The following is a 3,364-nucleotide window of genomic DNA, read 5'->3' on the forward strand; positions in this document are numbered from 1 at the left end:
CGCAGGACGCCCACCCCGCCGGCCGGGTCGGTCCGGGCAGGGTCAGCTGCTGAGGGCCGTGATGGTGAGCGTCGCGCGGTAGGTGCCCTTCGCGACGTCGCCGGGGATCTTCAGGTCGAGGTCGGCGCCGAGCTTGGCGGTGCCGGTCTCGTGGCCCTGGTCGGCCGCGCCGAGGGCGCGGGAGACCGACAGGCCGGTGCCGCCGTCGTAGCCGGACGCCACCGGGGCGCCGGCGCGGGCGCCCGCCCCGGCCTCGACGACCTTCGGGGTCCAGCCGAGGGCCGAGCCGTCGAAGGTCTTGTCGCCGTCGTGGAAGTCGCCGACCGAGGCCGAGATGGACCACGGCGACTGCGTGCGGCGGGTGTCGGTGACCGCGATCGGGTTGATCGCACCCGTCGCCTCGAAGTAGGCGCCCGCGTTGTCGACAGCGGTGCCGAGGTCGACCAGGCCGTTGTAGCCGTCGATGGTCCAGCCGAACTCGCCCGGGGCGGCGTCGGGCACGGCGACCTGGATCTCCTGGCCCTCGCCCTGGTAGGGGTGCACGGTCACGGCGTCGACGACGGAGCCGACGGGCTGCGCCGCGGTGGCGCCGCTGTCCGGCCCGCACCACGAGACGTTGCCGCGCTCGACGGCGGCGTTCGGGGCGTCGCACGTGCCGGAGCGGATGTTCTCCACGACCAGCTTGTCGCTGCGCACCTGGACCTTGACGTAGGAGCGGACGTGCTCCTGGTTCTGGACCGAGTTGTACCAGTAGGAGTCGGGGTCGAGCGGGTCCGCCCCGTTGCCGGCGCCGGAGGTGCCGCTGGTGTCGGGCTTGGTGATGTCGTAGTACTTCGAGCCCGAGGCGGAGTTGGCCGTCACGTAGAGGACGCCGCCGGGGCCGGCGAACACCTCGTCCTGCCCGGGCTGCTCGGCCGCGTCGGCCTTCTCGCCGTTCTTGATCAGGTAGCTGCGGGTGTAGACGTGGTCGTGGCCCTGGAGCACCAGGTCGACGCCGAGCTCGGAGAACGTCGTCGGGAAGTCGACCCGGCGCACCTTGTTGTCCGCGTCCTTGGCGTGCGCCGCGGCCGAGTAGATCGAGTGGTGGTAGACGAGCACCGTGTACTTGGCGTCGGCGCCGTGCTGGTCGATCACGTCGGTCACGTACTGGACGTGCGCCGCGTCGCCCCCGCCGCCCTGGGTGGTGGCGTAGGAGTTGCTGTTCAGGTCGATGAACAGCACGTCCTTGTAGATGTACCAGTAGTCGCCGCCCGAGGTGTTCGAGGTCGGCTGCCCGTTGGCGTAGAGCGCGGCGGACCGGTCGGTGTTCGGGGTGGCCAGGTGCTGCTCGTAGGCCTTGCCGCCGACGTCGTGGTTGCCGATGGTCGCGGCGAACGGGTACTGGCGCAGCTGGTCGGGCGCGAGGAACGCGTCCCACTGCGACTCGGTGTTCGCGGTCTCGACCTGGTCGCCGCCGGAGACCAGGATCTCGGCCTGCGGGTTCGCGGCGAGCGCGACGTCGAGGGTGTCCTGCCACCCGGCCTGGTCGCGGGCCACGTCGCCGGACGAGCCGATCTGCGGGTCGCCGAGGAACAGGAAGTCGTAGTCGCCCTCGAAGGACTGCGTGGTGAAGGTGTACGCCGTCGACCAGGCACCGGCGGCGCCGACCCGGTACGTGTAGGCGGTGCTCTCCTGCAGGCCGGTGATCGTGGCGTGCCGGTTGTAGCCGCCGGACGTGGCGATGTTGGCCGAGCCGGTCGCGGCGAAGGTCTTCGCGTCGGCGGGGAACTGCCCGTCCACCACGGCGGTGGCCGGCGCGAGCTGCACCACCTGGTCGGTGTCGGTGCTGGAGTACCAGGTGACCATGCGCTGGGTCTCGTCGGCGCCGATCCCGAGGACGATGCCGGTCAGGCCGGAGGTGTCGTCGGCCGCGGTCGCCGGGACGGCCGCGAAGCCGCCGAGGGCGATCGACGCGCCGAGCGCCGCCGCGGCGATCCGTGCGGACACGCGCCGGGCGCGCTCGCGCGGAGCTGTCGTGCTGGGGGACATGAAGTCGTCCGTTCTCTGCGGGTGAGAAAAAGGAGAAATGGGACGTACCGGGGAGGCGACGCACAACTTCCTCCCAGCCGGTGACGGCCGGATGAACGGCTCCCGTCCGCGGGCCGACCCCGGCCGGAACACCTGGTCAGCACAGGCAACCCGCGCGCCGGTAGCCGGCACGCGGCGGCTACAGACCCGCGACCCGCTGCACGAACCAGAGCAGCCCCATGGCGGCGACCCCGGCCGCGACCGTCCCGGTCGCCCACGCGCCGACGGCCGGCGCCCGGCGGCGCAGCAGCGCCAGCAGCGGGAACACCACCGCGATGATCGCGAGCTGCACGGCCTCGATGCCGACGTTGAACACCAGCAGCGACCACAGCAGCGTCCAGGACCACGGCTCGTCGATGCCGAGCGCGCCGGCGAAGCCGAGCCCGTGCACCAGGCCGAACACCAGCACCACGGCGATCCGCACCCAGCCGGACCGGTCCAGGCCCAGCGGCCCGCCCCGGTCGGGCAGGTCCGCGGCGGACCCGGCCCGCAGCCGCCACAGGTGCCAGCCGGCGACGACGGCGATCGACAGCGCGATGATCGGCTCGACCACCGCGCCCGCCACGTGCACGACACCGGTCGCCGCCAGCACGAACGTGATCGAGTGCGCGACGGTGAACGCCGTCGCGGTCAGCACGATCTCGCGCAGCCGGCGCGAGCCCACGATCACGGCGAGCAGGAACAGGACGTGGTCCAGCCCGAACAGCAGGTGCTCCGCGCCCAGCACGAAGAACTCCGCGAACCGCTGGGTCCAGGACTGGTCGGTCGAGAACGTCGGGTGCTCCGCGTCGAGCGCGGCGCTGCCGGACCGGGCGTCGAGCTCGAAGGTCACGACGGTCTTCGTGTCCCGGACGTAGCCCTCGTCGTCGGCGAACAGGGTGCTGGTGATCGCGTGCGCGCCGTCCGACGTCGCGCAGGCGTGGTCGACGGTGAGGTTCGCGTAGGGCACGTCCTCCTGGATGTCGACGACGACGTCCCCGACGAGCGCCGGGGTGCAGACGTCGCCGGCGGCGGACACCGTGAACCGGTCCGCGACGTAGGCGAGCACGGTGTCGGCGTGCGCCTCGAGCGCGGCGGCCTGCGCGGCGAGGTCGCCGCTGTCGAAGGCGTCGGTGCCGTCCTGGAACAGCGGGTCGTCGCCCTGCGCGTCGGCAGCGGACACGACGAGCAGGTCGTACTCCAGCCCGAGCTCGGTGCGGACGACGCCGTGCTCGGGCGCGGTGACGTCGGCGAACGCCACGGACGTGAAGCCGTGCGCGGACGCGGCGGGTGCGACGAGCGTGCCCAGCAGGGCGGC

2 protein-coding genes are annotated in these 3,364 nt (G+C 72.7%); both read right to left on the reverse strand.

What is annotated here, in order from left to right:
- Nucleotides 1–42: 42 nt before the first annotated feature.
- Nucleotides 43–2,028, reverse strand: coding sequence for a metallophosphoesterase family protein (locus tag G6556_RS17825; protein ID WP_166944348.1), 1,986 nt, complete (start codon nt 2,026–2,028; stop codon nt 43–45).
- Between the two features lie 178 nt (nt 2,029–2,206).
- The coding region (locus G6556_RS17830; RefSeq protein WP_205693710.1) for a HupE/UreJ family protein at nt 2,207–3,364 on the reverse strand (1,158 nt) is incomplete at its 5' end.

Origin of the sequence: Cellulomonas sp. IC4_254 (genome assembly GCF_011603975.1) — a bacterium.
In the GTDB taxonomy this organism is placed as follows: domain Bacteria; phylum Actinomycetota; class Actinomycetes; order Actinomycetales; family Cellulomonadaceae; genus Cellulomonas.